The sequence below is a fragment of the Nocardiopsis sp. NPDC007018 genome (assembly GCF_040635075.1).
Taxonomy (GTDB): Bacteria; Actinomycetota; Actinomycetes; order Streptosporangiales; family Streptosporangiaceae; genus Nocardiopsis.
In genome coordinates, this window is the sequence record NZ_JBEYHA010000002.1 from 158841 (window position 1) to 184164 (window position 25324).

General features: G+C 71.2%; 27 protein-coding genes and 1 tRNA gene. 12 read left to right on the top strand and 16 right to left on the bottom strand.

Annotated features, from left to right (window positions below):
- Positions 1-5 precede the first annotated feature (5 nt).
- Both ABZ635_RS01750 and ABZ635_RS01755 read right to left on the bottom strand, forming a co-directional pair.
- Positions 6-473: an NUDIX domain-containing protein gene (locus tag ABZ635_RS01750; RefSeq protein WP_357757269.1), complete on the bottom strand. Its 468-nt coding sequence runs from the start codon at positions 471-473 to the stop codon at positions 6-8.
- A 7-nt stretch (positions 474-480) separates the two neighbouring features.
- Positions 481-1227 carry an XRE family transcriptional regulator gene (locus ABZ635_RS01755; RefSeq protein WP_357757272.1) on the bottom strand — a complete coding sequence of 249 codons (747 nt, stop codon included), beginning with the start codon at positions 1225-1227 and terminating at the stop codon, positions 481-483.
- A gap of 108 nt (positions 1228-1335) precedes the next feature.
- Between ABZ635_RS01755 and ABZ635_RS01760 the strand changes: the two genes are divergently transcribed.
- The 5 genes from ABZ635_RS01760 to ABZ635_RS01780 all read left to right on the top strand — a co-directional run bounded on the left by ABZ635_RS01760 (position 1336) and on the right by ABZ635_RS01780 (position 5422).
- Positions 1336-1479: a hypothetical protein gene (locus tag ABZ635_RS01760; RefSeq protein WP_357757275.1), complete on the top strand. Its 144-nt coding sequence runs from the start codon at positions 1336-1338 to the stop codon at positions 1477-1479.
- 52 nt (positions 1480-1531) lie between these two features.
- Entirely contained in the window at positions 1532-3256 is a 1725-nt protein-coding gene (locus tag ABZ635_RS01765) for an albusnodin/ikarugamycin family macrolactam cyclase (protein ID WP_357757278.1), read from the top strand.
- Positions 3208-3969: a lasso peptide biosynthesis B2 protein gene (locus ABZ635_RS01770; protein WP_357757281.1), complete on the top strand. Its 762-nt coding sequence runs from the start codon at positions 3208-3210 to the stop codon at positions 3967-3969. The genes ABZ635_RS01765 and ABZ635_RS01770 overlap by 49 nt, the downstream gene beginning before the upstream one ends.
- Positions 3962-4552: a GNAT family protein gene (locus ABZ635_RS01775; protein ID WP_357757284.1), complete on the top strand. Its 591-nt coding sequence runs from the start codon at positions 3962-3964 to the stop codon at positions 4550-4552. Before ABZ635_RS01770 ends, ABZ635_RS01775 begins: the two co-directional genes overlap by 8 nt.
- Before the next feature lie 297 nt (positions 4553-4849).
- The gene (locus ABZ635_RS01780) at positions 4850-5422 is read left to right on the top strand and encodes a hypothetical protein (RefSeq protein ID WP_357757287.1); all 573 of its coding nucleotides are present in this window, start codon (positions 4850-4852) and stop codon (positions 5420-5422) included.
- Positions 5423-5692: 270 nt separating this feature from the next.
- Here ABZ635_RS01780 and ABZ635_RS01785 read toward each other — a convergent pair whose 3' ends face one another.
- From ABZ635_RS01785 to ABZ635_RS01810, 6 genes are all read right to left on the bottom strand, one after another.
- Entirely contained in the window at positions 5693-6115 is a 423-nt protein-coding gene (locus tag ABZ635_RS01785; protein WP_357757289.1) for a hypothetical protein, read from the bottom strand.
- Positions 6116-6124: 9 nt separating this feature from the next.
- On the bottom strand, positions 6125-6913 hold the full coding sequence (locus tag ABZ635_RS01790; RefSeq protein ID WP_357757292.1) for a PhzF family phenazine biosynthesis protein: 789 nt from the start codon (positions 6911-6913) through the stop codon (positions 6125-6127).
- 67 nt (positions 6914-6980) lie between these two features.
- Entirely contained in the window at positions 6981-7421 is a 441-nt protein-coding gene (locus ABZ635_RS01795) for an Lrp/AsnC family transcriptional regulator (protein ID WP_017546220.1), read from the bottom strand.
- An 811-nt stretch (positions 7422-8232) separates the two neighbouring features.
- A complete protein-coding gene (locus ABZ635_RS01800) occupies positions 8233-9090 on the bottom strand; it encodes a hypothetical protein (protein WP_357757296.1) in 858 nt (285 codons plus the stop codon).
- 715 nt (positions 9091-9805) lie between these two features.
- The gene (kynU, locus tag ABZ635_RS01805) at positions 9806-11044 is read right to left on the bottom strand and encodes a kynureninase (protein ID WP_357757298.1); all 1239 of its coding nucleotides are present in this window, start codon (positions 11042-11044) and stop codon (positions 9806-9808) included.
- 74 nt (positions 11045-11118) lie between these two features.
- Positions 11119-12024, bottom strand: coding sequence for a tryptophan 2,3-dioxygenase family protein (locus tag ABZ635_RS01810; RefSeq protein WP_357757301.1), 906 nt, complete (start codon positions 12022-12024; stop codon positions 11119-11121).
- A gap of 172 nt (positions 12025-12196) precedes the next feature.
- Between ABZ635_RS01810 and ABZ635_RS01815 the strand changes: the two genes are divergently transcribed.
- Positions 12197-12664: an Lrp/AsnC family transcriptional regulator gene (locus tag ABZ635_RS01815; protein WP_357757304.1), complete on the top strand. Its 468-nt coding sequence runs from the start codon at positions 12197-12199 to the stop codon at positions 12662-12664.
- A gap of 71 nt (positions 12665-12735) precedes the next feature.
- Here the strand turns inward: ABZ635_RS01815 and ABZ635_RS01820 are convergent, their stop codons facing one another.
- Positions 12736-13548 carry a hypothetical protein gene (locus ABZ635_RS01820; RefSeq protein WP_357757306.1) on the bottom strand — a complete coding sequence of 271 codons (813 nt, stop codon included), beginning with the start codon at positions 13546-13548 and terminating at the stop codon, positions 12736-12738.
- Between the two features lie 11 nt (positions 13549-13559).
- Complete coding sequence (locus ABZ635_RS01825; RefSeq protein ID WP_357757309.1) at positions 13560-14126, bottom strand: papain-like cysteine protease family protein; 567 nt, start codon at positions 14124-14126, stop codon at positions 13560-13562.
- 290 nt (positions 14127-14416) lie between these two features.
- Between ABZ635_RS01825 and ABZ635_RS01830 the strand changes: the two genes are divergently transcribed.
- Positions 14417-14704 (top strand): DUF4031 domain-containing protein, encoded by a 288-nt coding sequence (locus ABZ635_RS01830; protein WP_357757310.1) that lies wholly within the window; start codon positions 14417-14419, stop codon positions 14702-14704.
- Here ABZ635_RS01830 and ABZ635_RS01835 read toward each other — a convergent pair.
- Genes ABZ635_RS01835 through ABZ635_RS01845 form a run of 3 tightly spaced genes read right to left on the bottom strand, consistent with a single transcriptional unit; the run spans position 14634 to position 17711 of the window.
- Entirely contained in the window at positions 14634-15365 is a 732-nt protein-coding gene (locus tag ABZ635_RS01835; protein WP_357757312.1) for a metal-dependent phosphohydrolase, read from the bottom strand. The genes ABZ635_RS01830 and ABZ635_RS01835 overlap by 71 nt on opposite strands.
- A 36-nt stretch (positions 15366-15401) precedes the next feature.
- Positions 15402-16061 (bottom strand): response regulator transcription factor, encoded by a 660-nt coding sequence (locus ABZ635_RS01840; RefSeq protein ID WP_357757420.1) that lies wholly within the window; start codon positions 16059-16061, stop codon positions 15402-15404.
- 57 nt (positions 16062-16118) lie between these two features.
- The gene (locus tag ABZ635_RS01845) at positions 16119-17711 is read right to left on the bottom strand and encodes a histidine kinase (RefSeq protein WP_357757315.1); all 1593 of its coding nucleotides are present in this window, start codon (positions 17709-17711) and stop codon (positions 16119-16121) included.
- Positions 17712-17852: 141 nt separating this feature from the next.
- On the opposite strand from ABZ635_RS01845, the gene ABZ635_RS01850 reads away from it, so the two are divergent.
- Together ABZ635_RS01850 and ABZ635_RS01855 are read left to right on the top strand one after the other, a co-directional pair.
- Positions 17853-19136, top strand: a complete 1284-nt coding sequence (locus tag ABZ635_RS01850; RefSeq protein WP_357757318.1) for an MFS transporter — start codon at positions 17853-17855, stop codon at positions 19134-19136.
- Between the two features lie 100 nt (positions 19137-19236).
- On the top strand, positions 19237-19698 hold the full coding sequence (locus tag ABZ635_RS01855) for a VOC family protein (protein WP_357757423.1): 462 nt from the start codon (positions 19237-19239) through the stop codon (positions 19696-19698).
- Between the two features lie 42 nt (positions 19699-19740).
- Here ABZ635_RS01855 and ABZ635_RS01860 read toward each other — a convergent pair whose 3' ends face one another.
- Positions 19741-20511, bottom strand: a complete 771-nt coding sequence (locus ABZ635_RS01860; RefSeq protein WP_357757320.1) for a DeoR/GlpR family DNA-binding transcription regulator — start codon at positions 20509-20511, stop codon at positions 19741-19743.
- 232 nt (positions 20512-20743) lie between these two features.
- Here ABZ635_RS01860 and ABZ635_RS01865 point away from each other — a divergent pair, with 232 nt between their 5' ends.
- A complete protein-coding gene (locus ABZ635_RS01865) occupies positions 20744-21460 on the top strand; it encodes a glycerophosphodiester phosphodiesterase (RefSeq protein WP_357757323.1) in 717 nt (238 codons plus the stop codon).
- A gap of 119 nt (positions 21461-21579) precedes the next feature.
- Here the strand turns inward: ABZ635_RS01865 and ABZ635_RS01870 are convergent, their stop codons facing one another.
- Complete coding sequence (locus tag ABZ635_RS01870; protein WP_357757326.1) at positions 21580-23487, bottom strand: GDSL-type esterase/lipase family protein; 1908 nt, start codon at positions 23485-23487, stop codon at positions 21580-21582.
- Between the two features lie 233 nt (positions 23488-23720).
- Here ABZ635_RS01870 and ABZ635_RS01875 point away from each other — a divergent pair, with 233 nt between their 5' ends.
- Both ABZ635_RS01875 and ABZ635_RS01880 read left to right on the top strand, forming a co-directional pair.
- A complete protein-coding gene (locus ABZ635_RS01875) occupies positions 23721-24326 on the top strand; it encodes a hypothetical protein (RefSeq protein WP_357757329.1) in 606 nt (201 codons plus the stop codon).
- A gap of 19 nt (positions 24327-24345) precedes the next feature.
- Positions 24346-24783, top strand: a complete 438-nt coding sequence (locus ABZ635_RS01880; protein WP_357757332.1) for a hypothetical protein — start codon at positions 24346-24348, stop codon at positions 24781-24783.
- A 282-nt stretch (positions 24784-25065) separates the two neighbouring features.
- Here ABZ635_RS01880 and ABZ635_RS01885 read toward each other — a convergent pair.
- A tRNA-Ile gene (locus tag ABZ635_RS01885) sits at positions 25066-25139 on the bottom strand.
- Positions 25140-25324: the final 185 nt, after the last annotated feature.

Sequence of the window (25324 nt, forward strand, 5' to 3'; positions counted from 1 at the left end):
ACGACTCAACCGGGGTGGGGTGCGTCCGACCCGAGCGCGTGTTCCACACGCAAACGCTGCGTGTGGTGCATGTGCAGCCCCGCGACCTCCTCCGGCAGAAACCAGCCCACCTCGTGGGACTCGCCGCTGACCCGCTGCTCCCCGCCGACCACGCGGGCCCGGAAACACACGTTGAACTGGCGGCGTACCTCGCCGTCGCTGTAGGCGATGACGTGCCGGGCATCGGTGTAGGTTCCTACCAGACCGGTGACCCTCACTTCGTAGCCGGTCTCCTCCAGGGTCTCCCGTACAGCGGCCTCGGGCAGGCTCTCCGTCATCTCCATCGTCCCGCCCGGCATCGCCCACAGCCCATTGTCCACCCGCCTCTGGAGCAGGATGCGGCCGTCGTCGCCGATCACCGCCGCGCTGGCCGCCACCACGAGACGGTTCGGCTCAGGGGCGCCCGGATCGTCGTAGTACTCGGTTCGAGCCATCTCCCAGTCACTCCTTCAGGGGCCGCGCCGTCCGCCATACGGCGTCCATGCTCGCAGCGTAAGCGTCAAACAGCCCATCGGAACCCTTTCGGCGCAGACGGAGCAGGGGGTTCCCGTAGGCGTTGACCCCATACAGATGCGAGTTGACGAACATGTGGCCGTCTGCCCGGTATACCGAGTTGTACAGAGTCGTGGCGTGCAGCCCCACATCAATCCCAGCGACGCCGAGCAGCGGCCGGTAGTGCATCGCGGCCAGGAGACAGCGCGATTCGATTCCGTGACCGAAACACTCCTCTTCCCCTCGCACGCGGACCGCGTCACAGTACGGATCAGCGATGAGCACACGAACACGCACGCCATGACCTGCTCTGTCCTTCAGCAATTGGTGCCAGTCGGAGATCTGTTCGTGCAGGAACAGAGCGGCGTAGACGAGGATGTCGATCGATTCCTCGGCAGACACGAACATGGACCGCCACACATCGATCGACAGGTCAGAGCGCTTCCGATAGACCGCTTCCAATTCTGTCGCGGCCCCCTCTGCGCTCTCGGCTCCGTCCCTCAGGGACGGCCACAGGTCATGAACATCAGCCCCGAGTATCTGCGCTACGGCGTAGGCGTTGCGACGGTGAGGGACACGGCCTGTACTGATCCAGCGAGCCACAGTCTTCGGGTCCGCTCCCACCTTCTCCGCGAGGGAGGCCGCCGTGTGGTCGGAGCGTTCCAGTTGGGCGCGTAGGCGTTCGTTGGGGGACATGGGGACGTTTCTATCGCACCAGGACGTCCTGTGAGGTGTCCTTGACACGGTAGCGATGTCCCTCTGGCGTGGAAAGACTGGTGATTCCGAAGAAGGGAGCGCACACCCGTGCCGAACGAGAAGCAGGACGCAGAAACCCCACAGGCTGAGTCCCCTGATCCCGTCATCAGCGAGGTCGGTAACGCCGTTGAGCTGACCGAGGGAACCAGCAGCAGGAGCGGCACCGAGGACAAACGCTACAAGTACCAGTAACCCCTCCGGGCTCGGTGGTCGTGCACCGTCCCGAACAGCGCGATGGAGATGTATGGAGTGGTTCGGCGGATCGGTCGCGACCACCGGGGCCCCGGCCCCGCGTCCTCTGGAGACCACGTGGTCCCTGGTACTCGCCAAGGTCGAACTGTGGACTGCGGGGACGTGTTCCGGGAGAGCGGTCGCCACAGCGGTGGCCGGTCCAGAGTGGGTTGCTGTCTTCGGAACTCACGGGACGGATTCCGAGAGCCTGGAAACCTGGCTGTCTGTGAGGGGAGAGTCCGATCCTCCTCCGTGGCCCGGCACCTACACGGTCGTGGTTGGCAACACGCGAGGAATCTCCGTCTTCACCGACCCCGCCCACGCGCTTCCGATCTACTACACCGAGGTGGACGGCGCACTGGTGTGGGCTTCCTCCAGTCGGGCGTTGTCCGGTCTCACCGGACTCGGCCCGAACCTCACCTGGGTCTCTCGTCTGCTCGCGAACCCGCCGGAGTCTCCAGCGGTGCATGACAGCGGCTTCCAACGAGTATGTACCGTGCCACCAGGCCACTGCCTTGAGGTAACCGGGGACAGGCCTCCGAGGGTACGCCGATGGTGGTCACCACCAGCGGGTATGCCTCGCATGGAGGCATCCCGCCAGTTCAGGCAGGCTCTTGACACAGCCGTCGCGCTACGGCTCGGGCGGGAGCACCACGTTTCCTGTGATCTGAGTGGTGGTCTCGACTCGACCACGCTCTGCCTCCTCGCGGCACGGCAAAGAGAGGCCTTCCAGATCCTCACTGCGTGCACGGTCCATCCCGAGTCCAGGAACCGCGGCGGTGACCTGGACTATGCGCGGGCAGCGGCGAAAGGGCGGGAAGGAGTGAACCACATGCTCCTTCCCCTGTCCGAACAAGAGCTCCCCTACAGCAGCTTGGGGTGTGTTCCTCCCACCGACGAACCGGCACCGACCACGATCACCGCTGCCCGGCACAGATTCGCCTACGAACGGATATCCGCGGCAGGGAGCACCGTCCACATGACCGGTGACGGTGGCGACGCCCTCCTGATGCAGTCACCGGATCTGGCGATACGGCTCGCCCTGCACGGTCATCCGCTTCGAGCTCTGCGTGACGTACACGGGTGGGCGAAGCTCGACCGAACCAGTCCGGCCCGGCTGCTGTCCCGTGTCCTGAGGGTCCGTGTTGACACGCCGCCGCATTGGCTCACACCCAAGGCCCTGGGTCTGGCCTCACCTCGCCCAGGCCCGAGAGCACTGCGCTATGTCGGCAGGGACGCGGAGATGGTCGCCATACGAGAGATCGGACGTACCGCCTACGCGGACGTGCAGTTCGCATCGCGTTTCGGGGTCCGTTTGGAGGCGCCGTTTCTCGACCGTGCAGTGGTGGAGGCAGGGCTGGCCTTTCGCCTCAGGGACCGGGGTTCCCCCTGGAGCTACAAACCTCAGCTGACTCGAACCATGACCGATGTCCTACCCCACACTGTTCTGGAGCGCCGCACCAAGGGCGGCACGGACGCGGACCATCACCTGGGGTTACGAATACGTCTGCATGAGGTCAGCGCTCTCCTCGACGGGTGGCTGGCGGGGCACGGGCTGATCGACCCGCAGGCCGTCCGCGCAGAACTGCGCGCGGCAGAGTCGGGGAAGGAGTACGCGTGGGGCGCGCTGGAGCCGGTGATCGCGGCCGAGGTGTGGTCGCGAACCGTCACGGCGTACAGCCCTCCTCAATGGCTCCGGCCACTCCAACCGGGAATGGAGGCGGAGGAACCCGCGTGACACTCCCTCCTGTGGTCCTTCCAGCACCCCACTTGCGACAGGTCTGTTTCCCTTCGACCTGCGTAGTCCTCGACCTGAACAGCGGGAAGGTACTCACTCTCTCCGAGCAAGCAGCCCATACGGTCGCAGGCCTGCTGGGCACGGTGGGTGCTACCGACCGATTCGTCAACAGACCGGTAGCGAGAGACATCCTCGTGGCCTTGATCCACGCGGGGGTACTTCTTCCCGGAGAGGATCGGCGAGCGTGGGAGGGGGTCACACAGGGTGTGCCTTCCTCACCCAGCTGGGGGACTCGGGACAGCCCGGCAGCGCTCCCGGTCCTTCCTCGCGCTCCTCTTCGGTGGAGTGCCCTGGCCACAGTCGCGCTGCTACTCGTGATCGTCACCAAATCGGGACGATCCAAGCACGCCTTCGTACGAGTCAGCGCTCTGGTTCGCAGGCACGGTGAAGGCACGAACGACCATGTCGTCGCGGTGCGGGCCGTGCAAGCGGTTCGGCGCGTGGGCCGTCTCCTACCGGTGCGCGTGGCATGTTGGGAAGAGGCCGCAGCGAGCTACACGGCCCTGCGCTGGGCGGGCTACCGCTCCGACTTCCGGCACGGAGTGGCCACGGACCCCGTCCGGTTGCACGCCTGGATCGAAGTGGACGGCCGACCGGTCGCCGAGCAAGCAGACATCACCGATTACACACCCTTCGAGGAAACACATGAGTGAGAGCACGGCACCGATCCTGTGGGCGGAGGCGGACGGTATCGCCCTAGGTGCGCTGCGCGCCGACCTGGTACGTGAGTACTGGCGGTGGGAGAGCGATCCTGGCGCGGTTCTCGGCTACGGACGCCAGATCCCTGAGAGCGTCGAGTCGAGGGCCGAGGGGCTGGAACATCAGTTGCGGGGAGCACCCGACCAGGCGCGGTTCACCGTCTACAACACGCGCGGGGCGGAACCGGCACCGTGCGGCCTGGCCAGTCTGCTCATCGATCACCAGGTGCGAACCGCGGAGTTCGTTCTCGTCATCGCCCCAGAAGCCCGGGGTGAGGGTGTCGGTACTACAACCACTCGGTTGACCCTGGACTACGCCTTCCACATCATCGGACTGGAGATGGTCTGGCTGAAGGTCCTGGAGCCCAACACCGCTGGACGTACCGCATACACCAAGGCAGGGTTCCGCGAGGTCGGCACCATACGCAGCGCGGGGCGGTGGCGGGGCGGCCGCTGTGGCGAAGTCGTCATGGACGCCCTGCCCGAGGACTTTCCCTGGCCATCGGTGCTCCCGGGGGAGAACACCGCGACAGACTGACCGAGGGATGGGCCCGCACAAGCAGCGGCCGCGCCGGACGTTCCGGCGCGGCCGCTGGCGTGTCGGTTGGGTGTGGGCTCAGAGGAGCATGACGGTCAGGTGGTGAGAGAGCGCTCCGGCTGTGGCGGTGAGGGTGTAGGTGATCAGCCGCCATGGTGTGCGACCGGGTTTGCGATGGCTGCCCGAAGGTCGCGGGAAGACCGGGGCCCGGCGCGCTGCCGCTCCAGGAAAACGAGTGGAGAGCGCGGAGCCCGCGAGCTTGGATGGGTCCCGGAGGTGAGGCCGACGCGGCCTGGAGTGGGTGAGCCCCTGAGGGCGTGCACGGAGTGTCCCGGGCCCGAGTACAGCGGCGCCCCGGACTGCGCGCGCTGCCGCGGGCTGGTCGACGCGGTCCTGGAGGAGGAGTGGCGCGCCTTCCTCCTGCGCGAGGGTCTGCCGGACGGGCCCGAGGTGGCCGGGTTGGTGGCGGAAGAACCCCAGCGGTACGACTGGCGGGTGGTCGACGCCGCGCTGGAGCGGCTGGTGTGCGAGGGGTGCGCGGGTCCGCTGGGCCGGGGACCGGCCGGGTGCGCCCCCTGCGCGCTGGCGCACGGCTTCCGCTACGCGGCCGTCGAGACGGACCGGCCCGGGGCGGCGCCGGGGAACGAGCACGCGGTCCGCGTGAACGACTCGGTGGTGCGGCGCCCGCAGGGCGTGCCCGAACGGGAAGTGCTCCTGCGGCGGTTGTGGCTGCCGTGGCTGATGACCGGTGTCCTGCCCACGACGGAGCGCGCGCAGGCGGCCAAGACCCGGACCCGCGGGATGGGGTTGGCGGAGATCGGGGCGCTCTTCCCCCGGGTTCTGGACGCCCCCGGCTTCACGCTTCCCTGAGTGCTCCCTGGCCTCTGGGGCCGGGCCGGGTACGGGGCGCTCGGCCCGACCGCCAGAGGGCGACGACCGGTTCAGGAGGGGGACCGGCACCGGCCGTCGGGGAGGACACGGTCCGTCCGAAATCAAGGGGTGCTCCGGTCGGACCGCGGTCCCGACACCTCCACGGAGGGGGGTGGGGGGTGTCGTGGAACCATTCTTACCGGACCGGGCGCGACCGTACGGGGAAAACCGGGAATTCGCCGGCTCGGGCTTCCCCCCGGAAGGCGTGTATCAGGCGATAGCCTCCCGGAACGCCCGGTCGTGCCGGTCCACCGGCTCGTCCGCGAGGTCCCCGACGAACACGGCGACGGGGTGTCCGTCCCCCTCCCCGATCTCCGTGAGCAGTCGCTCCCACTCGACCAGGTTGGGGTGCCGCAGCTCCGTGCACGCTCCGGCCGGGGCCAGGGCGCGGACGGCCGAGGCGAGGCGCTCGGCCGTGAGCTCGTGGACCGCCGTGCCGGACGTGTGTCCGCACTCGACGGCCAGGACGATGGCGGGCAGTGGGCTGGTGCCGACGTTGGTCAGCCCGAACACGGTGCGGCCGTCCCGGTGCAGGCCCACCCCGTAGGCGGCCGGGCGCCGCCATCCGGGGTGGCCCGCTTCGAGCCGCTCGCGGGCGGCGTTGATCTCTTCCTTGGTGGACCACTGCTCCATGGGGTCTCCCTACAGGTTCAGGTCGCCGGTGGCGACGGTGACGGCGTCCCCGCCGATGTGCACTCGGTCCCCGTCCAGACGCAGGCGCAGGTCGCCGCCGCGTCGGGAGGCCTGGTGGGCCAGGAACTCGGTCCGGCCGAGCCGCTCGGCCCAGTGGGGGGCGACGATGGTGTGGGCGGCGCCGGTGACCGGGTCCTCGGCGATGCCCATGGTGGGGGCGAAGCAGCGGGAGACCGTGTCGTACCCGCCGTCGCCGGGAGCCGTGACGATGACCATGCGTACGGGCAGGGCCCGGATCGCGGTGGGGTCGGGGTCCAGTTCGCGGACGGTGGCGGCGTCGGCGAGTTCCACCAGGAGGTCGTTGTTGCCGCCGATCCCCACCCAGCGGGGCTCGGCGCCGATGGCCTCGGCCAGCCCTTCGGGCGCCTCGGTGGCGGTGGCGGGCCGTGCGGGGAAGTCCATCCAGAGCTTGCCGTCCCGCTGCCGGACGGTGAGGATACCGCTGCGGGTACTGAAGCGGACCGGCCCCTGGACGCCGAGTTCGGTGAGGGCGTGCGCGGTGGCGAGGGTGGCGTGTCCGCACAGGTCGATCTCGGTGACCGGGGTGAACCAGCGCAGTTCGTAGTCGGCGTCGGGTGCGTCGATCCTGCGGGCGAAGGCGGTCTCGGAGAGGTTGAACTCCGCTGCGATCCCCTGCGCCCAGGCGTCGGGGTAGGCGTCGTCCAGGACGAGCACGGCGGCGGGGTTCCCGGCCAGGGGCCGGTCGGTGAAGGCGTCGACGACGCGGTACTCGGGCATGGGTCCATTCTGTCCGGCGGGCCGGAGCCGCCAAGGTCCACCTGCGGGTGATGTGGACCCCACCCGGCTACTGCAGGTGCGGCTCGTCCAGGATGAACATGGTCTGGGTGCTCTTCACCTCGGGCAGGCGCTGGAGCCGTTCCAGGACGAAGGTGCGCAGCGCGGCGGCGTCGGCGACGCGTACGAGGAGCAGCAGGTCGACGTCTCCGGACACCAGGGCGGCGTGGTCGACCTCGGGGATGTCGCGCAGGTAGCCCCGGAACCTCTCCCACGAGTGCTGCTCGATCCGCACGGAGACGTAGGCGGAGAGGGCCGTGCCGTACTTCTCGGGGTCGATGACGGCGGTGAAGCCCCGGATCACCCCCTCGTCGCGCAGGCGTTCGAGGCGGGAGTAGGCGTTGGCCCGGGAGATGTGCGCGCTCTCGGCGACGGCACGGATCGACATGCGGCCGTCGTCGCGAAGGAGCGCGATGATCCGACGGTCGGTGTCGTCCAGCTGCACGGCCATGTGTCTTACCTCATACCGTCCACGTCGGGGGCACGTTGGATGATGTGCGCCGATGGGGCTCCAACTGAGCAGTTCGTCCAGCATCACTCCGGAGGCATCGACAATATGGGGTGATTCGCCTCATATTCAAGACATGAAGCGCATCGAAGGTCGGTTCCGCCCGATTCTGCCCCCGGGTCGGGAGCGGTGGCAGGTCCGCGCCCGGCGAACGACCGGCGCTCTCCGGCCGACCTGACCGCGCCCCGGAGACCGGCCCGCGCCCCGGGTCGGACCACCGCTCCGCACCGACCACCGTGCCGTACCCCGGCAGGATCGCGAGCCCACGGGCGGCAACGGCGCCGCCGCGAGTACCACGGGCCCGGGAGAACCCCGCGCGCGGGAGACAGCACGGGTGAGGGCGCGCGGCCCGCGCGCCGTCGCGCCCACGGGGTGGGCGGGTCCTCCGCGTCAACGGCGACCGGAGGCCCGCCCCCCAACCCGACCCGCCCGCCACCGGAGCGGGTCGGTTCGGCGCCGAAGGCCTCGTCGTACCCGGTGAACCGGACGGCGGAGTACTCCGTGTGCGCCCGACGCCCAGGAGGGCGTGGGGGGCCGTCCTCAACACATCCCGCGAGGGCCTCCCTCCCTGGGTCGTACACGACGCAGGGGCCGCGATCGTCGATCGCGGCCCCTGGCCTACCCACTCCCCGAGGGCCCGTGCCCTGCGGGAGTCTCTCTTGTTTCCCCCCGCCAGGAGGAACACCTGGCATGTCGGACTCCCGTGGTCACGGATGACCGGGGTGGGTCCGGGGGTTGTCGCGGACCGTCGGAGCTAGCGCCCGAGCAGTCGGTCCAGCAGCGTGGCGATGCCGTGACGGCCGTCGCTCTCGGCCAGCAGGCCCTTGCCGCCCTCGTCCTCGGCGCCGGCGTGGGCACCGGCCGGACGGCGGGTCCACGCGAAGAACAGCGCGATGAGGATCGCCGGGATGATCGCCAGGGTCAGCAGACCGGCGGCGGAGGGGGTGCCCTCCGCGCCCGTCAGCCCGAAGCCGGACAGGTCGTTGGCCGCGGTCTCGGCGGTCACGCCCGGGTCCTGGTCGTCCTGGTCGGCGACGGCGGCGCCGTCCTCCTGCTCCTCTTCCTTGGCGGTCTCCTCGGAGGCCTTGTCCTCGGACTTCTCCTTCTTGTCCTCGGACTTCTCCTTCTTCTCCTCCTTCTCCGCCTTCTCCTCGGGGAGGTACTTGGCGGGGATGTCGGAGACCGCGTTCTCACACTTGTTGCCGGACTGGTTGAACGGGTGGGGAGCCCCCTCGGTCCCGTTGCCGTCGCCCCACTTGGTGATGAAGTACTCGACCTCGGCGTGGCCGTTGCCACCGCTGACGACGAGCGAGTTCTCGTCGAAGCTCTCGCCCATCATGTCGGCGAAGGTCTTGCCGTCGATGTCCAGGAGGACGTCGCAGTTCTCAGAGGGGATACCGGGACCGCGGTCGCCGATGAAGAAGTCGTACTCTTCGCCCTCGTGGACGATGAATCCCTCGGTGCCCAGCGGCCAGCTGGGGCTGGAGAACAGCCCCTTCTGCATGGGCTCGCCTCCGGCGGGCATCCCGGTGTCACCGTTGATGCCGGAACCGTCGTCCCAGAAATAGGTCGCGGTGACTTCGCCGTACTGAATGGGAGTGTCGTTGCTCATGAAGTGATAGCCAGGTTGACGACAGAAGCCGAGGAGACCGGGCCAGGGCGCGTCAGGGCACACGAATCGGTAAGGGTCCGTGTTCCGGACTGGAGTCTTGCCGTGGCACGTCCCGCGTCGCTGGCGGCGAGTGGCGGGTGGGAGCGGGGGGCCGGATCGGCTCCGCCGGACAGCTGCGCGTGGATTCGCGCTGCTCGCTCCCGAGAGAGATGAAAGGTCTCGATTTCCCTTCCGGCTCGCTGGCCGGTCAAGGGCTCGGCACCGGATCGCTAAAGGTCCATAACGAACCGGTCACGAAGGACACTAACCCAGGGTTTGGCAAACTGCCGAAGGATTCCGGGTAAAATGACACCGCGTGTTTCGCCGAACACGATATGACGCCCCTCGGTGAGAAGGCCCAGGTCACGAGATCGCCCTGGCGGCAGGGGTTCCCGGGCCCATCCGAGGACGGCGGGCGGGCCCGGGCGTGGCCCTCGTCATAGACCGGAACACACGGGTGCGGGACGGGCCGCAACCGGTCGAAGGGCCGCGAAACGCCCCGGGGCCGCACGAATACGGACCACCGGGACGCGGGTCGGCGAAGCAGGCGGAGCGGCCGGATCGGGGCAAAGGACGCGCCATCCCCGTACTGGCGCCGGTCAGCGAAGGGCGCCCCGGGGCCACACGACACAAAGAACTCCCCGGTAGGTTGCCCCACCGGGGAGTACACCTCGGGTCACGTGACCTGTGACCTCCGGTTGAACCGCTCGGCACGCCACTCACCCGAACCCACGACCTCCACCAGCGCGGTCGCGGCGTCGTACACGTCCACGTAGCGCAGGTAGAGCGGGGTGAAGCCGAAGCGCATGACGTCGGGCGCGCGGAAGTCACCGATCACGCCGCGCTCGATCAACGCCTGCACGATCGGGTATCCGGCGCCCTCCTCCGGCTGGATCAGGGAGACCTGGCTGCCCCGCCGGTCGTGCTCGGCCGGGGTGATCGAGGACAGGCCCACCGAGGCCGCCCGGGCCAGGAACAGGTCGGTCATGGCCAGGCTCTTGGCCCGCACCAGCCCCAGGTCGGCCCGGGCCCACACGTCCAGACCGGCCTCCAGGGCCGCGTCCGCCACCAGGGGCTGGGAACCGCTGAGGAAGCGCGAGACGCCCGAGGCGGGTTCGTAGTCGGGAGCGAAGTCGAAGGGGCGGGCGTGCCCGTGCCACCCGCTGAGCGGCTGGTCCGCGACGGCGTGGTGGCGGCGCGCGGCGTACAGGAACGCGGGGGCGCCGGGACCGGCGTTGAGGTACTTGTAGGTGCACCCCACCGCGAAGTCGGCGTCGGCGCCGGACAGGTCGATGGGCACCGCGCCGACACTGTGGCACAGGTCCCAGATCACCAGGGCCCCGTGCGCGTGTGCCAGGCGGGTGACCGCGGCCATGTCGCGTAGCACGCCGCTGCGGTAGTCCACGTGGCTCAGCAGCAGCACGGCCACGTCGCCCCGGGCCAGGGCCCGTTCCAGCTCGGGGCCGTCCGGGTCCACGCGGCGCTGCTCGGCACCGGCAAGACCGACCGCGCCCTCGGTGACGTACAGGTCGGTCGGGAAGTTGCCCGCCTCCCCCAGCACCACCGAGCGGTCGGACATCCGCAGCGCCGTGACCAGGGTCTTGAAGAGGTTGGCGGAGGCGCCGTCACCCACGACCACCTCGTCGGCGTCGGCCCCCACCAGCGGGGCGACCTTGGCGCCCAGTGTGCGCGGCTTGTCCCACCAGCCGGCGTCGTTCCAGCTGCGGATGAGGTTCTGGCCCCACTCGCGCTCGATCATGTCGGCGACCCGGGCGGGGGTGGATCGGGGCAGGGCGCCCAGCGAGTTGCCGTCCAGGTAGATCACCCCCTCGGGGAGGACGAACTCCTCACGGAGGGGGGCGAGGGGGTCGGCCGCGTCCAGGGCGGCGCACTCCTCACGGGTGGTGGGCGTCATCGGGTCCTGCTTCCTAGCCGTGCTGTGAACTGGGTGGGGCCGCCGTCACCCGCGTGACGGGCGCGGGCGCGTTCCTAGATGGTGCTGCGCAGGGACCACAGTTCCGGGAAGACGTCCTTCTCGGCGTTGCGGGCCAGCCAGTTGAGCCCGTTGGACCCACCGCTGCCCGGCTTGCCGCCCATCGTGCGCTTGACCGCGACCAGGTGGAGCTGACGCCATCGTGTCACCCGTTCGGCGACGTCGACCAGCGCCTCGGCGAGCAGGTACAGGTCGTTTCCGGGGCGGTCGTCGGCGTACACCTCGGTCCAGGCCCGCTCGACCTCGTCGCTGGGCTCGTAGTCCCGGGTCCAGTCGCGGTCCGCGCTGGAGTCCGGGACGGGCAGGCCCCTGCGGTGCAGCAGGCGCAGGGCGGCGTCGTAGAGGCTGGGGCGCTCGATGAGGGCGGTGAGGTCGTCGACGACACCGCTCATGGCCTTGTGCGGGCGGATCATCGCCGCCGACTTGTGGCCGAGGAGGAACTCCATCTTGCGGTAGCCGTACGACTGGAAACCCGAGGCCTCGCCGAAGGAGTCGCGGAAGCGGTTGAACTGGGTGGGGGTCATGTCGCCGAACAGCTCCCACGAACTGTTCAGCACGTCCTGGGCCTTGCAGGCGCTGCGCAGCCAGGCGACGGCGCCGGGCACGTCGTCGACCTCCAATGCCCCGCGGGCGGCCTCCCAGCGCTCCTGGATCAGGGTGAACAGCAGTTCCATCACCTGGGTGCCGATGATGAAGGCCGACTCGGCGGGCTCCTGGGTGCGGGGGTTCTGGAGGCTCAACAGGGTGTCGACGCCGAGGTAGTCGGCGTAGGGGGTGGTGCGGTCGAAGCTCAGGGTGGGCTTGCCCCCGTTGCTCTCCGCCCGGGTGGCGCGGGCCTCCGCCGCGCCGACCTCCTGGGCCGGGGCGTAGGGACACTGCTGGGCGGACGTGGTGGAGAGCATCGGGTGTACCCCTCGTGTACTGCGCGATCATCGGTCGACTCACGCACCCGTGTACGTGAGCTCACATGATCGGACAATTGACCCGAAGAAGGAATGGACACCGACGACACAAGTCGGGCGCTGACCTAGCATTTGTAACTGGAAACCGCTATCGGCCTTGGGGGCGCAAAGTATGACCTCTCGACTGGAAACCCCTCTGGACGGCGTTGACCAGCGCATCCTCGACGAGCTTCAGAGGGACGGGCGACTGTCGTTCAACGAGCTGTCACGGAGGGTGAACCTCTCCGCCCCCGCCGTGGCGGACCGGGTGCGGCGGCTGACCGACCGGGGGGTGATCACCGGCTACCACGCCCACGTCGACCCGGCCGCCGCGGGGCTCCCGGTCACCGCACTGGTGCGCATGGAGTGCTTCGGCGCCCACTGCCTGCTGCGGGAACGGTCCTCGTTGGAGCTGCCGGAGATCCTCCAGGTGCACCGGGTGACCGGGGACGCCTGCTGCGTACTGCTCATCGCGGTGCGCTCCATGGAGCACTTCGAGGAGGTCATCGACCAGCTCGCCGTGCACGGGCGCCCCTCCAGCACGATGATCCTGTCCAGCCCGGTGCCCTGGCGGCCCGTGGCCGCCCCGAGGACCCGCTGAGCCCCGCCCGCGCGGAACCGGTCCGGCCCACGCGGGCCGGACCGGTCACCGGGGACCTCGACGCGCCCCCGTCAGGCGGAACCTCCCGCAACCGATCCGCGCCGCACCGCGGCGGTGCCCGCGCCCACCAGCACCAGGGCCGCCAGACCGCCGGGGAGCAGCCAGGAGGACGCGGACGCCCCCTCCTCCGTGAAGCGGGCCCCGCCGACGGACTCGGTGTCGTGCGGCAACGCGAGGTCCTCCGCGTAGCGCTCCTCGGTCCGCTGGGCGTACTCCTCCAGGCTCAGCGACCCGGGGACCTCGCGCAGGCCCTCGTGGTTGATCCCGCGCAGGGTCCCGTCGCCCACCGCGTACCAGGCGTTGAGCGGGAACTCGTAGACCAGTACCTCGCCGTCCTCCAGTTCGAGGAGTCCCTCCGCCGTGTCGCCCGCCGTGGCCATGCTGGCGAACGCGATGGCCCCGTCGTTCTCGCGGACCGCCTCCACGACGGCGCCGGGAGAGCCGTTGACCGAGACCGCGGCCACCCAGGTCTCGGTGAACGCGATCGGGTCGTCGGAGGCTCCGGCGCCACCGCGCACGAACTCCTCGGTCCACTGCCACACCGGGTGCGGTTCGTGGACCTCCTGTTCGCGCACCTGACTGACGCCGAGCCCCTGGAGGTACTCCTCGTAGGTCTCGCCCTCCGGGTCTTCGACGATCTCCCGGTGTGCGCTGGTCTCGAACCACGCCTGGACCTCGGGTGGCACCTCGTGGGGGTCGGGTCCGGCCGAGGCCGGGGCGAGCCAGGCACCGGAGACCGCCAGGGCGAGGGCGAGCACGAACCCCGTCCTCACGAGGCGCCGGGCGGTGGGGGCCGCGGCGGCCCCCTCACTGTGATCGAGCACGGTGCGTCCCCTCACTTGCGAGCGTTGCGGATGGTGTGCGTCCACGCCCAGTCCTTGTTGTTCTTCAACGTGGAGTGGCTGGTGGAGCGGTACTCGGACGTCGCGGGGGCGTTGCGGACATAGACCCACTTGACCTTGCTCCCGGAGGTGTCGTAGCCGCGGACGACTCCGATGTGGGCGGTCTTCTTCTGGGTGGACTTCCACGCGATGCGGATCAACAGGGGGCGGCTCTTGTCGATGTCGGTGCGAACGTTCGCGAAGCTCGCCGCGGAGCCGGACTTGCTTCCGGTGTTGCCCATCCCGGACTGCCCCATGGCGCGGCGCAGTTCGTCGAGCGTGCCGGTCGCGTTGGCGCACGTGCTGGACTTCTTGCCCCGCTTGACGAGCGTGCACTGGGAGGGCTTGTTGGAGGTGTGGTAGCGGACCATCATCTGCGCGCCCGCGGCCCAGCACCACTGGGACTTCTCCTGGCTCACCCGCACGACGCCCAGCGTGCGTGCGGCACCGACCGCGGGTGTGGCCGCGATCCCCAGGAGGAGGGTGGCCATGGCCACGACGGACAGGAATCTCTTGAGCATGGGGGACCTCGAAACCTGTGGTGTGAGAGTAGGTCTCACGAGGACGGGAGAACTGCTCAAGGCCGGAGGTAGTGCGCTGCGGGCTCCGTCCCGGGCCGCGGCCGGGGGCATCGCGTCGGGCCCTGGGACCAACATAGGGACCGCACAAGATCCACTCAACGGGGCCCGTGGCCGCTTCCGGCCACGGGCTCGCCTGGGGCGTGTTTTGTGGATGCTTTCGCCCTCTGGCGGCGGAGCCGCCAGCTCCGCGAGCGCGGAATGATCCACAAAACAGGCCCTAGAGTTGACCGGTGAGCGTACTGATCGACAGTCCTGTCTGGCCCGGCCCACGGGGCTGGCTCTTCGCCCACCTGGCGAGCGACGTCTCCCTCAGCGAACTCCACGCCTTCGCGCGGGAGCTGGGCGTCCCGCCCCGGGCGTTCGAGCGGGACCACTACGACGTCCCCGAGCACCTGCACGCCCGTGCGCTGGAGCTGGGCGCCGTACACGTGAGCGGCCGCGAACTGGTCACCCGTCTGCGCGCGGCGGGGCTGCGCCGCCCCAAGGGCGGCGGGAGGGGCCGGGCTCCGCACGGCTGAGCCGGTCGATCTCGGCGAGCATGTTGGACCTGGCCCTCGGCTCCCAGTGCTCCCGGCCGAACCTCGTGTGGAACAGGTGCGGGGACTCCAGCAACGACCTCAGCACGCGCAGCCTCCCCACGCGGAACACGTGCTCCGGATAGCGCCAGTACTCGGCCCGGACCGCCGCGGTGTAGGCCAGATAGGCCTCCGGGGCACCCGCGAGCGTGGACAGGTCGGCGTCGGAGAGCACCGCTCCGTCGGCGTCCCCGGGCTCGGGCCGGTGCTCCTTGGTCACGCCCACCAGCCGGGACACCTCCGAGACCAGCGCGGGGTCCTTCCCCAGGAGCGTGAGCAGGCGCTCGGCCAGCGCCGCGCTCGCGTCCTCGTCTCCGCCGGGGTCGCCCTCGTGCACGGCGTCGTGGAACCAGACCGCGTACCGCACGGCGTCGACGTCGCGGGCCTCCTCGCGGAGCACGTCCACCGCCCGCAGTGTTCCCCACAGGTGGGAGATGGTGTGGTAGCGGCGGTGCTCCTCGCTCCACCGGCCGAGGAGCTCCTCCCCCACGGCGCGGGCCTCACATCCGCTGCCCGCGAGTTCGCGCCAGGCAGCCGCCAGGAGGACCGCGTCCTCCTCCCTCAAGGGGTGGGAGCGGCCGGTGGGACCCCGGGAACCGTCCATGTCACCAGTCTTCCCGCTGGGCCCGCGTCCCAAAGGTCACCGCGTGCCTTCGACCAGTCCGGCCTCGTAGGCGAGGATGGCCGCCTGTACCCGGTTGCGCAGGCCCAACCGGCTGAGGACGGCGCTCACGTAGCTCTTGACCGTGCCCTCCACCAGGAAGAGCCTCCGGGCGATGTCGGCGTTGGACATCCCCGCCCCCACCAGGGCGAGTACCTCCCGTTCGCGTTCGGTGAGGACGTCCAGGCGCTCGACGGCGGCGGCCTCCCGCGCCGCCCTGCCACCGCCGAAGCGCTGGATGACCTGTCGGGCGACCCGCGGTGACAGGTAGGCGCCGCCGTCGGCGACCGCGTGCACCCCGGCGATGAGCTCACGCGGATCGCCCGCCTTGAGCATGAACCCGCTGGCGCCGTCGCCGAGCGCCTGGGAGACGTAGGCGTCCTCTCCGAAGGTCGTGAGGATGACGACCCTGGTGTCGGGGGCCGCGCGGAGGATCTCCGCGCAGGCCGCGAGGCCGTCCAGTCGGGGCATGCGGATGTCGAGCAGCACGACGTCGGGCCGATGCGACAGCGCCAACTCCACCGCCTCCCGGCCGTCGGCGGCCTCCGCGACGACGTCGATCTCCGGATCGCTCCCCAGGATCGCCCGTACGCCCGCACGGATCATCGCCTCGTCGTCGGCGAGCAGCACCCTGATCACACCCGAGTCCCCGTCTTCCGTCCGCTTTCGTACCGGCAGCATCCCACAGGCCCCTCCTCATCGGGCTTGCAGCCTCTCCTTGGAGGTCAGCACGCCGCCCTCGAAACACAGCTGGTAGAAGTCCACGTCCGTGTCGAACATCCCCGCCGTGCTGCGGTAGTGGTCGCAGGAGGGGTCGGCGGAGTCGAAGTCCTCCAGGTGCTCTTCGGGGAACCTCAGCGGATGGCCGGGCAGCAGCCCGTCGAGGTCGGCGCGCTCCTGTCCCACGGAGATCCTCGCGAAGTCCTCGGGCTGCAGGGTGCTGTCGGCCAGGGTCGTGGCGAGCACGGCGTAGACCGCGGCCACCACCAGGAGGACCACGACCACCGGCACGGCCACCAGGGCCAGGGTCCACGGCTGGAGGCGGCGGCGGGCCGCCCGGTGCAGCCGGTCGACCACCGGCCCCGCCCCGGCCTCCTCCGTGTCGCCGGAACCGTCCGTCGGCAGGGTGGCACGCACCCGCCAACCACCGCCGTGCGGGCCGTAGTCCAGGGTTCCGCGCGCCAGCCGCACCCGTTCGCGCAGACCGGTGAGCCCGTGGCCGCCGCCCGTGCCCGGCTCCCGGCCGCGCCCGTCCGGCACGCCGTTGGCCACCCGTACCTCCACCCGGTCGCCGTCGGCGGTCAGCCGCACCTCCACGGGGGCTCCGGGCGCGTACTTCGTGGCGTTGGTCAACGACTCCTGCACCACCCGGTACACGGCGCGGTCCACCATCGCGGGCAGGCCGCCGAGCCCTCCCCCGGTGACCAGGGTGACGTCCACCCCCGAGTCACGGGCCCGCTCGACCAGGGCGCCCACCCCGTCGTCCACGGGGGTGACCGGGGCGGGGTCGGCCCCGCTGCCGGGTCTGAGGACACCGATGACCTCCCGCAGCCCCGCGGTGGCCTCGACGGCCCCGGCCCGCAGCCGGGCGATCTCCTCCCGATGGTGCGCGGGCAGGTCCGGGGCGACCTCCAGGGCCCCGGCCCGCAGCGCGATCAGGCTGAGGTCGTGACCCAACGAGTCGTGCATGTCCTGGGCGATCCGCGCGCGCTCGCGCAGCCGGGCCCGGTCCGCGGTGAGCCTCTGCCCGAGTTCCAGCTGGCGGGCGTGCTCCCAGCCCGCCAGGCTCAGCTCACGCTGCTGGCGGCGGTAGGAGCCGCCCAGCCAGGGCAGCGCGGCGCAGAACACCAGTACGAACCCGACGCTCACCCACAGGCCGGGGGTCGACTGGATGTTGCGGAGGACGAACACGCCCACGGCCAGGCACAGGAGCCCGAACAGGGACACGGCCTGCCAGATGCGTCTCGACCGGCGGCCGGCCAGGTAGGCCACGCACACCAGGAGCACCATGAAGGCCTGGGACTGCAGGCACACGACCACCGCCACGCACGGGGCGAGGAGCGGGTACGTGCGGCTGAGCACGATCACCGCTGCCGCCAGCGCCACCAGCGGCAGGAGGGTGAGCAGGGGCGTGTACCCCGAGACGGCCAGGGCGAAGGACTCGGCCACCAGCACCAGGGACACACCCAGGAACAACAGCAGGTCGCGCACGACGGCACCCCGGGTGGGCCAGGCCGGGCCGGGCCGGGGTACCCGGAGCGGTTCGCGGACGTGTTCGACGGGTTCCATGCCCGCGAACCTACACAGCCGTCTCACCCCCGCGGCACCGACGAAAGTCAGGGTTCGTCCACCACCAGCACGATCCACCTATCATGGGATGGTTTGCGACCGAGGGCGACGGCGCGGCACCACGACTCAGAACGAGGCTCTATGTCACCCCTGGAGACCCTGCGGCGGATGCACCGGATCGCCGGATGGCCCCTGCTCCTCGCCACCTTCCTGGCCCGGCTCCCCGTGTCCATGACGCTGATCGGGCTGCTCACCCTGGTGACCAGCACCACCGGCAGCGTCGGCGCGGCGGGGCTGGTCTCCGGCGCCTTCGCCCTGGGCGAGGCGATCGGCGGTCCGGTCATCGCGCGCTTCGCGGACCGTCACGGGCAGCGCGTTCCCGTACTGGCCACGGCCCTGCTGGACGCCGCACTCATCGCCGCCCTGGTCGCCGCCGTCAGCTCCGGCGCCCCACTGCCCGCCCTGGTGGCGCTGGCGGCCGCGGGCGGTCTGTGCATGCCCCAGGTCGGACCGATGGCCCGCACCCGCTGGGTGGTACTGATCCGCAAGGGGCCCGACCGGGGCCCGGAGCGCGAACGCTCGGTGTCCGCCGTCATGTCGGTGGAGGGCGTGCTGGACGAGGCCTCGTTCGTCCTGGGCCCGGCGCTGGTGGGCGTGCTCACGCTCACGCTGTCCCCCACCGCCAGCGTGCTCGGCGCCGCCGTCCTGATCGGCGTGTTCGGCACCGTGTTCGCCCTGCACCCCACGGCACCGCCCGGAACGGAGCCGGTGCGCGGAGCCGAGGGACGCATCACCCGTCCCGCGTTGCTGCTGCTCGCCGTGCCGATGTTCTGCCAGGGACTGTTCTTCGGCGGAATGTCCACGGGGGTGACCGCCTACGCGGACCACGCCGGGCACGGCGACCTGTCCGGGCTGATGTACGCGGTGATGGGTTCCAGCAGCGCCGTGGCCGGGCTCATGATGGCCTCTCTGCCGGCGGGCTTCGCCCTGACCGCCCGGGTCAGGGTGGCGGCGGGCGGCCTCGCCCTGCTCACCCTGCCCCTGTACCTGGAGCACGGGCCCGCGACCCTTGCGGTCGCCATCCTCGTTCTGGGAGTGGCGATCGGCCCGCACCTGGTGAGCCTGTTCGGACTGATCGAGCGGGCCGCCCCGCCCAGCCGCCTCTCGCAGTCGATGGCGCTCATCCTGAGCAGCCTGATCCTGGGCCAGGCCCTGGGCTCCATGGTCGCGGGGGCCCTCGCGGACTCCTTCGGGCACCGGGGCGCGTTCGCGCTGGCCACGGCGGGCGGGCTGGTGTCGTTCGCGGTGACCACCCTGGTACTGCGCGCCCGCTGGTACGAGCGGCCCGGGGTGTCGGCGGGCTCCGGCGACGCGCAGGCGGGGTCGCCCGCGCACAGAGATCCGGAGGTCGGTTCCGGAGTCTGACCGGACGTGACCACCAACACGGGGCGCCGGGACGTTAAGCACGCGTCAAGACGGTGGCCCCGAGTGCGCGCCGTGCCTAGGCTTGTCGATCGTGCTCGATCTGTTCAGGACCCTGGCTCCCGGGGCCCGTCTCCGCTCCGAGGGGTCCGCGCCCCCGCCGCTCGCCGGGATCGCCCGCGTGACCCTGTCCGTACGCGACCTCGACGTCAGCACGCGCTTCTACCGATCCGTCCTGGGCCTGCGCCCGGAGTACCCGGTGAACGGCGGGGGCCCGCCCCTGACCGTGTTCCGCCTGCCGGACGGCCTGGTCATCGACCTGGTGCAGCACCCTGACAACTTCAAGGGCCGCTTCGACAGCCGCCGCTGCGGCCTGGACCGCCTCACCCTGGCGGCGGCCAACCTCGGCGTCCTCGAGGCCTGGGAGGACCGCTTCACCCGGCTGGACGTGGAGCACTCCCCCGTCGTACACACCGAGGAGGGCTCCACCCTGGTCTTCCAGGACCCGGACGGGACGGAGCTGGCCCTGTTCGTGCCCGCCGACCCTGACACCGGCGAAGACTAGACGGCCCGGCCCGGCCCGGCCGCGGCCGGGCCGGGGACGCCGCTACTCGCTCGGGACGGTCTTCAGGCGCACGTCCCGCTCACCGAGCTCCTCCACCGCCGAACGCGGCAGGCGGTCGTCGGTGACGATCAGGTCGAACTCCTCCAGCCGGGCCACCCGGAAGGTGCCGAACTTGCCGTACTTGGTGCTGTCGACGACCAGGACGCTCTTGGAGGCGATGCGCAGCAGCTCCTGCTTGGCGATCACCTTGGCCTCGGAGGGCGTGGTCGAGCCGCGCTCGGCGTCCCAGGAACTGCTCGCGATGAACGCGAGGTCGACGTTGACCTGCCGCAGGAAGTCGGCGGTGAACTGTCCGACGGAGGAGTGGTCGGAGTGCGAGACCACGCCCCCGGTGTGGATCAGTTCGATTCCGGGGTACTCCATCAGGTGCCCGACGACGTTGAAGTCGCTGGTGATGACGGTCAGGCCGACCTTGTCGGTGAGGAGCGGCACCATCTGGAGGGTGGTCGTGCCCGCGTCCAGGTAGATGGTGAAGTTCTCGCGCACGAGTTCGGCGGCGGCGCGCGCTATGGCCCTCTTCGCGGGCACCTCCAGCTGGGCCTTGGCCAGGTAGGAGGGTTCGCTCTTGAGCCGGGCCGCCAACCGCACGCCGCCGGTGACCGACAGGACCTTTCCGTCGTTCTCCAGGGCCTGGATGTCGCGACGCACGGTCATGTGGGACACGGACAGCATCGACGTGAGCTCGTTGATACTCAGCACGTGGCGCTCCTGGAGGAGCTTCAGGATGTGCTCTCGCCGCTGATCCGGGATCATCGTTCGCCTCACACTCGGGGGCCTGGCTGCGGGTGCCGTTCGGATACGACACCCCTTATCGAAGTTTCCCAGGTAGCCGTACCCAGGTCGGCGCCACCACGACGTGAGACGGCTCGCAATCCCGGGACGACGGCCGCCCGTACCCCGCGACGACGGCGCCCCGGAGGCTCCTTGGTGGGCGTTTTTCCTGTTTGCGCCACACGGGGCCCGGGTCTTTGCCACTCTTGACTGCATGACGTTGTCCATCGCCTTGGGCGGAGACACCACACGATTCCCGGGTAACACGCTCCCGGCCCTGCGATCGGCGCTGCGCGCCGGAGTCGACCTGGTCAAGATCGACGTCCATCTCACCTCGGACGGGTACCCGGTCCTGGTGGACGAACGCACAGTGAGCCTCCCGGGTTCCCCGCCACGGCAGGTCGCGGACCTGACCCTGGCCGACCTGGCCGCCGTCCGCGACGACGTGGAACGGCGGATACCCACCCTGATGGAGGTCGTCGCCGAGTTCGGCGGCGGGGACACCGCGCCGCTCCTGGTCGACGCCGCGTCCCCGCAGTCGGCCCTGGCCGCCGACGCGGCCCTGCGCGAGCACGGGTTCGGCGACCAGGCCCTGTTCACCGGTTCGGTGGAGACGCTGCGCGCGTTGCGGGCCCGCAGCCCCGGGGCGCGCGTGATGCTCGCCTGGGAGCAGCCCGGCCCGCCGCCGGAGGACGTGGCCCGCGCACTGCGTCCGGCCTTCCTGGGCACCCACCACTCCCTGGTGGACCGGGAGCGGGTGGCCGACCTCCACCGGCACGGCTTCGGTGTGGTCGCGTGGACGGTGAACGAGTTCCCCGAGATGGCCCGGCTCATGGGAATGGGAGTGGACGCGCTCGCCACCGAACGCGTCGACGACCTCGTCTCCCTCACGTCGGGACGAGCCCAGGAGACGGTTCCCGGACCACTGTGAACGAGCGGCGCTGACGCCACGACGGTGGGCGGGAGCGCGAGCCGCGCCCGGCCGCGCACCGACGCCGCGCGGCCCAAGAACGCCTACCCCCGACGGTCCGGCCTGTCCTGCGCCACGGGTCAGCCGCCGACGAGTTCGTACAGGTCGACCGATTCGGCGATCGCCCGGAGCCCGGCGTCGTTGGGGTGCAGGTGGTCGCCGGAGTCGAACTCGGGGCGCATGCGCTCGGGGGCCGAGGGGTCGCGCAGGACCGCGTCGAAGTCCCACACCCCCGTGAAGACCGAGTCCGGGTTCCGCGCCTCCGCCCGAAGGTGCGCGTTGACCCGCTGCCTCCCCTCCTCCACCTCCGGGGTGCACCGGCGCTCACCGGCACAGGGGACGAGCGTGGCCGCGAACACGCGCACGCCGTGTTCCTCGCCGGTCACCGCCAGCCTTCCCAGTCCGGCGACCACCACGTCGGGGGCGGCGCCCCACCTCAGGTCGTTGATGCCCGCGAAGACCACGAGGGCCTCCACCCCGTTCTGCGCGAACACGTCGCGCTCGGCCCGGTGCAGCATGCTCACCCCGCTGGCGTAGGTGGACACGCCCTCCCCGGGGTAGCCGTCGGCGGTGACCCGGTTGCCCGCGACTCCCAGGTTGAGCACGCCCAGGTCGGGCAGGTCCTCGCTCTGTCGCAGCCGTGCGCTGAGCACGTCGGGCCAGCGCGTGTGACCGTCCCGGGTGGAGCGCAGGCCGTCGGTGATGGAGTCGCCGAAGGTCACCACGGCGCCGGGGCCGTCCGCCACCTCCACGCCCGTGAGGAAGGGCCACTGGTCCACCAGCCCGGTGAACGGCTCACCCGTGCGGTCCAGGGTCTGGTCGCCGCTGCCGGGGGCGCTCGTGTAGTTGGTGTCGACCGACGCGTAGTGGAGGGGCGCCGCGGTCACCCGCTCGGGCAGGTGGACGCTGACCAGCAGCTCCGTGTGCGGGGGCAGCAGGATGTCGACGGGGTCGCTGACCAGCCGCCCGCCCGCGGGGACGACCGCACCGGGGGCACCGTCGAAGGTCAGGGGCAGGGCCGCGCCCCGGGTGCCGGCGCCCCGGCCGCGCAGGGCCACCGAGACCGCCCCGAGCGTGACCGGCCGGGACGCGAAGGTGTTGTCGAACCGCAGGCGCGCGCTGTGGCCGCCGACGGTGGTGCGCACGTTCAGGCGCAGTGTCTGGTCCTGCCAGGGGCCGACCGAGGCGTATCCGGAGGCGGCGCGGGCCCAGGTCCCGGTCCATCCCCGGTCGGCGGGGCGTCCGCCGAGGGAGAACACGTGCAGGCTGGCGGCGGGATCGGCGACGGTGGGCAGGACGACGTGGTCGACCTCGCGCCCCGGGTCGAGCGGCACCGAGCGCGCGTACAGGCGCACGGAGCCGATGGCACCGTGCCCGAAACCCGTCGCCGAGTTGGCGTAGGGCAGGGAGAGGACGGCGTCCCCGGCCGGACCGGCGGCCCAGTCGGGGACCGAGAGCGGGAAGTCGTGGGCGGTCCCGTCGGCGTAGACGACCCGGCCCTGGCCGCGCACGTCGTCCCCGGTGCCGTCCGTGCGGGTGCCGGTGGCCAGGAAGGTGAGGGAGTCCCACCGGGAGGGCGCCGCCGTGAGCTCCACGGACTGGCCGTCGCTGGTCACGTGGTCGGGGCGGCCGGGCCCGTAGGAGGGGAGCAGGAGCGGGGTGTCGAGCAGCACCACCTCGGCTCCGGGGTGCCAGCCCGCCGCCTCCAGAGTGCGCGCCGAGAGGCTGTTGCCCGCGCCGTCGAGGTCGCCGGAGCCCACGGTGCCGTCCTGGGAGACGCCGGTCGCGTCGAGGAGGTCGGTGAACGTGCGCGCGGCCGAGTCGTCGGGGGTCTCCGGGGGACGCACGGCGACGTCACGGGAGAGGCTGGCGTTGAAGGCGAGCAGCAGCAGGACCACCACGGTGAGCACGGAGACCGCTCTGAGGGCGTGGTCCCAGGCCGTGGCCGGCCGGTCCGCGCCGCCCCGCGTCGTTCTCCCCCCGTCCACCGCACGCCTTCCTCACCGGTTCCGTCCGTTCACCCGCCGGGTTCGACGGCCCCCGTGGCGCGGTGGTTGTCGAGACGTGGGCCACGGTGTCCTCCGACCGGCGGCCAGTCTAGGGCGTATCGGGAGGAACGGGTTTCGGTCCGGCCGAGAGCCGTCCGAAGTCCTCCACGGCACGGAACGTGGCGTTTCGTGTGCGACGCCCGGGGGCACAGGCCCGTCAGGAGGTACCCCCCGTGCAAACCGGAACGATCGTCGTCATCGTCGCGGCCGTGGCCGTCGTCGTCGGAGGAGCCGCGGTCATCGCGTGGTTGGCGGTCCTGCCGGCCCTGCGTACCCGGCGCCTCAGGGACCGGTTCGGCCCCGAGTACGAGCGCGCCGTGGAGGCCCACGGCAGCACCGCCGGGGCCGAGCACGACCTGGCCGACCGGCTCCGCCAGCGCCGGGGCAGACGTCTGCGCACGCCCTCCGAGGAGGAGCGTTCGGACTACGCGCGCGCCTGGGCCCGGGTGCAGCGGGGGTTCGTCGACGACCCGGTCGGCGCGGTGCGCGGCGCCCGCGGACTCACCGACACCATCATGCGCGACCTCGGCTACCCGGACGCCCCCGCGGCACCGGACGGAGCGGACCACGACGACGCGAGCTTCGAGCGGCGGGCCCGGGACCTGTCCGTGGACCACCCCGAGGCGGTCGCCCGCTACCGCGCCGCCCGGGCGGCGGGGCACCTCGCGGAGGCCGACCGGACGGCCACGGAGAACCTGCGTGAGGCCCTGATCGCCTACCGGGGCCTGGTGGAGGCCCTGCTGGGTACCGACGAGCCGCGCCCCGCGCGGGTGGAGTAGGCACACGAGGGAGGCACACATGGCGGATCGCCCTGTACGGCCCAGGCACCGGCCCGGCGCGAAACGGCTCGACCCCGAACCGGTGGCGGGGTCCGCGGCCCCGGAACCGCCGGGGCCCTCCGGTACGGCCGGGGCGCGGGTGCCCCGCCAGGGCAGCCCCCGCACCGCACCCGACCCCGCCCAGGGCTGGCGCCCCCGCCCGCGCGGGCTGTCCCCCCGCGAGGCGCGCGAGCGCTGGGACGCCGCCCAGGGCGAGTTCGTCGACGATCCCGAGGGGTCGGTGCGCGCGGCCGACGCCCTGGCGTCGGAGGTGGCCGACGCCGTGATCGCGGAGATCGAGGCGCGCCGGACGGCTTTGCGCGCCGCGCTGGAGGGCGCCGACGGCGACACCGAGGCGCTGCGCCTGGCCCTGCACGACTACCGCGCCTTCGTGCGACGGCTGACCGGCGAGGACTGAGGGGGCGGAAGGGGGCCGGGAAAACGTTCCTCCCGGACGGAGAAATGGCGCGCCGACGCTGCGCGGATGTCCGATTTCTGGTTTATGTCCGACGTTTGTCGAGGTGGATCTCCGTGTCCGGCCACACGCGGGGCACGGTTCCGCGGCCCCCAATACGTCAACGCGCATTCCCCGTGGGCGGGGGGGTTCGGGGCGCCCCCGCCGCGCGGGACCGGAAAGAGAAGAAAGCGCCGCTGGCCTGTATCCGCAGGCTGGCGGCGCTTTTTGTGTGTTCGGAGAGGGTAGGCCGGGCAGGACTCGAACCCGCGACCCAGGGATTATGAGTCCCCTGCTCTAACCAACTGAGCTACCGGCCCTCCGTCGACGGCAAACGTCATCCTAACAGGGTGCGTCCGACGTTTCCGCGCCCGAAAACCGTTGCGCCACAAGGCCTGGCCGCTTCCCGTGACGACGCGCGAAGCGTTAGGACGCACCTTGGTCGCGAACGCCGCCAGGGGGCGGTCTAGGGTGTGATGGTGCGGCGCGCGCCTGGCCGTACCCC